The sequence below is a fragment of the Labrys miyagiensis genome, from assembly GCF_030160835.1.
Taxonomy (GTDB): domain Bacteria; phylum Pseudomonadota; class Alphaproteobacteria; order Rhizobiales; family Labraceae; genus Labrys; species Labrys miyagiensis.
This window is the reverse complement of sequence record NZ_BSPC01000108.1, coordinates 1-2,620: the sequence shown is the minus strand read 5'-3', so window position 1 is coordinate 2,620 and position 2,620 is coordinate 1. Positions and strand designations below refer to the sequence as shown.

3 protein-coding genes are annotated in these 2,620 nt (G+C 67.7%); all 3 read right to left on the bottom strand.

Annotated features, from left to right (window positions below; translation table 11 throughout):
- Positions 1-704 (bottom strand): ATP-binding cassette domain-containing protein (locus QQL24_RS36350; protein WP_284317207.1); only part of this gene is annotated, 704 nt, incomplete at its 3' end.
- A 21-nt stretch (positions 705-725) separates the two neighbouring features.
- Positions 726-1,772, bottom strand: a complete 1,047-nt coding sequence (locus QQL24_RS36345) for an ABC transporter permease (RefSeq protein ID WP_284317206.1) — start codon at positions 1,770-1,772, stop codon at positions 726-728.
- 128 nt (positions 1,773-1,900) lie between these two features.
- Positions 1,901-2,620, bottom strand: a 720-nt coding sequence (locus QQL24_RS36340; protein ID WP_284317205.1) for a substrate-binding domain-containing protein, incomplete at its 5' end; no start/stop codon positions are given.

The window sequence follows — 2,620 nt, the reverse complement described above, 5'->3', positions numbered from 1 at the left end:
GCGCGTTTGGCGTCGAGTTCGACCTCGCCGCGCGAGAGGACCATGAAGTGGTCGCCGACGAGGTAGGCGTGGTGGGGGTTGTGGGTGATGAAGATGACGCCGATGCCCTGGTCGCGGGCGGCCTGGGCGATGTAGCGCAGCACGAGGCCGGACTGGGCGACGCCGAGCGCGGCGGTGGGCTCGTCGAGGATGAGGACGCGGGCCCCGAAATGGATGGCCCTGGCGATGGCCACCACCTGGCGCTGGCCGCCGGAGAGGGTGCCGACGGGCTGTTCGAGGTTTTCGAGCTTGATGCCCATGCGGGTGAGTTCGTCCTGGGTGCGCTGCCACATGGCGGGCCGGTCGAGGCGGCGGAAGGGTCCCCATCCGGTGACCAGTTCCGAGCCCAGGAAGAAATTGCGCCAGACCGGCAGGAGCGGCACCAGGGCCAGGGTCTGGTAGACGGCGGCGATGCCGCGGTTGAGCGCCTCGCGGGGGGAGGAGAAGCGCACCTGCTGGCCATCGACCAGATAGGCGCCCTGGTCATAGGAGAACAGGCCGGCGATGATGTTGATGAGGCTGGATTTGCCGGCGCCGTTGTCGCCGAGGATGCAGGTGACCTCGCCCTGGCGCACGGCGAGGTTCACGCCGCGCAGCGCGCTGATATTGCCGTAGTTCTTGCCCAGTGCCTTGAGCTCGATGATCGGGGTGTCGGTGCGGACCATGGGTCTATCCTTTACCACTGGTTATCCTTTCATGGCGCGGGCGCGGATCCAGGTGTTCACGACGGTGGCGAGCAGCAGCATGGCGCCGACGAAGAACTGGAACCAGTCGGGATCCCAGTCGGCGTAGATCACGCCCTCGGTGGTCATGCCGAAGATGAAGGCGCCGAGCGCCGAGCCGACGGCCGAGCCATAGCCGCCGGTGAGCAGGCAGCCGCCCACCACCGAGGCGGCGATGTAGAGCAGTTCATTGCCGATGCCGGCCCCCGACTGCACGGTGTTGTAGGCGAACAGCTGGTGCATGGCGAGGAACCAGCAGCCAAAGCCCACCAGCATGAACAGGCCGATCTTGACCTGGACCACGGGCACGCCGACGGCGCGGGCGCTGTCGCCATTGCCGCCGACCGCGAAGATCCAGTTGCCGACCTTGGTGCGCAGCAGCACCCAGGTGGCGAGGGCGACGAAGACCAGCCAGTAGAGGATGGCGATGGAGAGCTGGACGTGGCCGAACTGGAAATTATAGGCGAAGATCGCCTGCAGGGTGCCGAAGCCGGCCATGTCCGAGATGTCGCCGGTGGCGACATTGCCGGTGATCAGCTTGGTGATGGCGATGTTGAGCCCCTGCAGCATCAGGAAGGTGCCGAGGGTGACCAGGAAGCTGTGCAGTTTGGTGCGGATCAGCAGCCAGCCATTGAGGGCGCCGATGCCCAGCGAGAAGAGCAGGGAGAAGGCGACGCCGACCCAGATGTTGCCGGCGACCTCGGTGGCGAACATCGAGGCGGCGAGGGAGGAGGCGATGACGGCGACGCCGGCCGAGAGGTCGAACTCGCCGCCGATCATCAACAGGGCGACGGCGACGGCGGGAATGCCGATGGTCGAGGCCTGGTAGAGCACGGTGGTGAAGGCGGCGGGCTGGCGGAAGGGCGGGGCCATCAGGCAGAAGAAGGCGAACACCAGGATGGCGCCGCCGAGGGCGCCGGCCTCCGGGCGCTTGAGGATGGTCTTCCACAGGCTCTGCGGCTGGAGCTGCTGGCGCCGCAGCTGCGGCGTGCTCTGATCGAGTGTCTTCATCGTGGTCTCCTCCCCCTGTGAGCCGCCGCCCGTCCGCGCCGCCGGCCGGACCTCAAGTCGGTCCGGCCGGCGCACGCTTCAGGCCGGCCTCGTCACATTGCGGCCCGGCGCCCGGCGCGTGCCGGTGCTCAGCGCGTGCCGGCTTTGGCGAACTTGGCGACGGCGTCGACATTGTCCTTGGTCACGAAGGCCGGGCCGGTCAGCACCGGGCCGCCGCCGCCGACCACGTCGCCATTGGTCAGGTTGAGCCACAAGAGGTCGACGGCCTCATAGCCCTCGACATAGGGCTGCTGGTCGATCGCCCATTGCAGCTTGCCGCCCTGGATGAGCTTGACGGCCTCGGGCGTCAGGTCGAAGGTGCCGAGCTTGGCCGAGCTGCCGCTCCCCGAGATGGCGTCGAGCACGGCGGGGGCGAAGGGGGCGCCGAGGGTCACGACATAGTCGATGCTGGGATCCTGCTGCAGCTTGGCCTGCACGCGCGACTTCACCGTCGGCATGTCGTAGCCAGTGGTGTAGAGGACCTGGAAGCCGCCCTTGAAGCTCGCCTTGATGCCGTCGCAGCGCTCCTCGAGCTGGACCGCGCCCTGCTGCTGGTCGACGCAGACGACGTTCTTGGCGCCCTCGGTGTTCAGCCTGTCGCCGACGGCCTTGCCCGCCACGGTCTCGTCCTGGCCGACATACATGAGGAGGCCGGCCTTCTTCCAGTCGTCGCCGCCGGCATTGAAGCCGACGATCGGAATGCCGGCGTCCTGGGCTTCCTTGACGTTCTTGGCCATGGCATCGGGGAAGGCCAGGGTCAGGGCGATGGCGTCGACATGCTGCTGCACGACGTTGGAGATCAGCTGGGC

What these genes read in the sequence shown, in the direction of transcription:
- QQL24_RS36345 (WP_284317206.1), bottom strand. Translation starts at nt 1,772, where the DNA reads ATGAAGACACTCGATCAGAGCACGCCGCAGCTGCGGCGCCAGCAGCTC.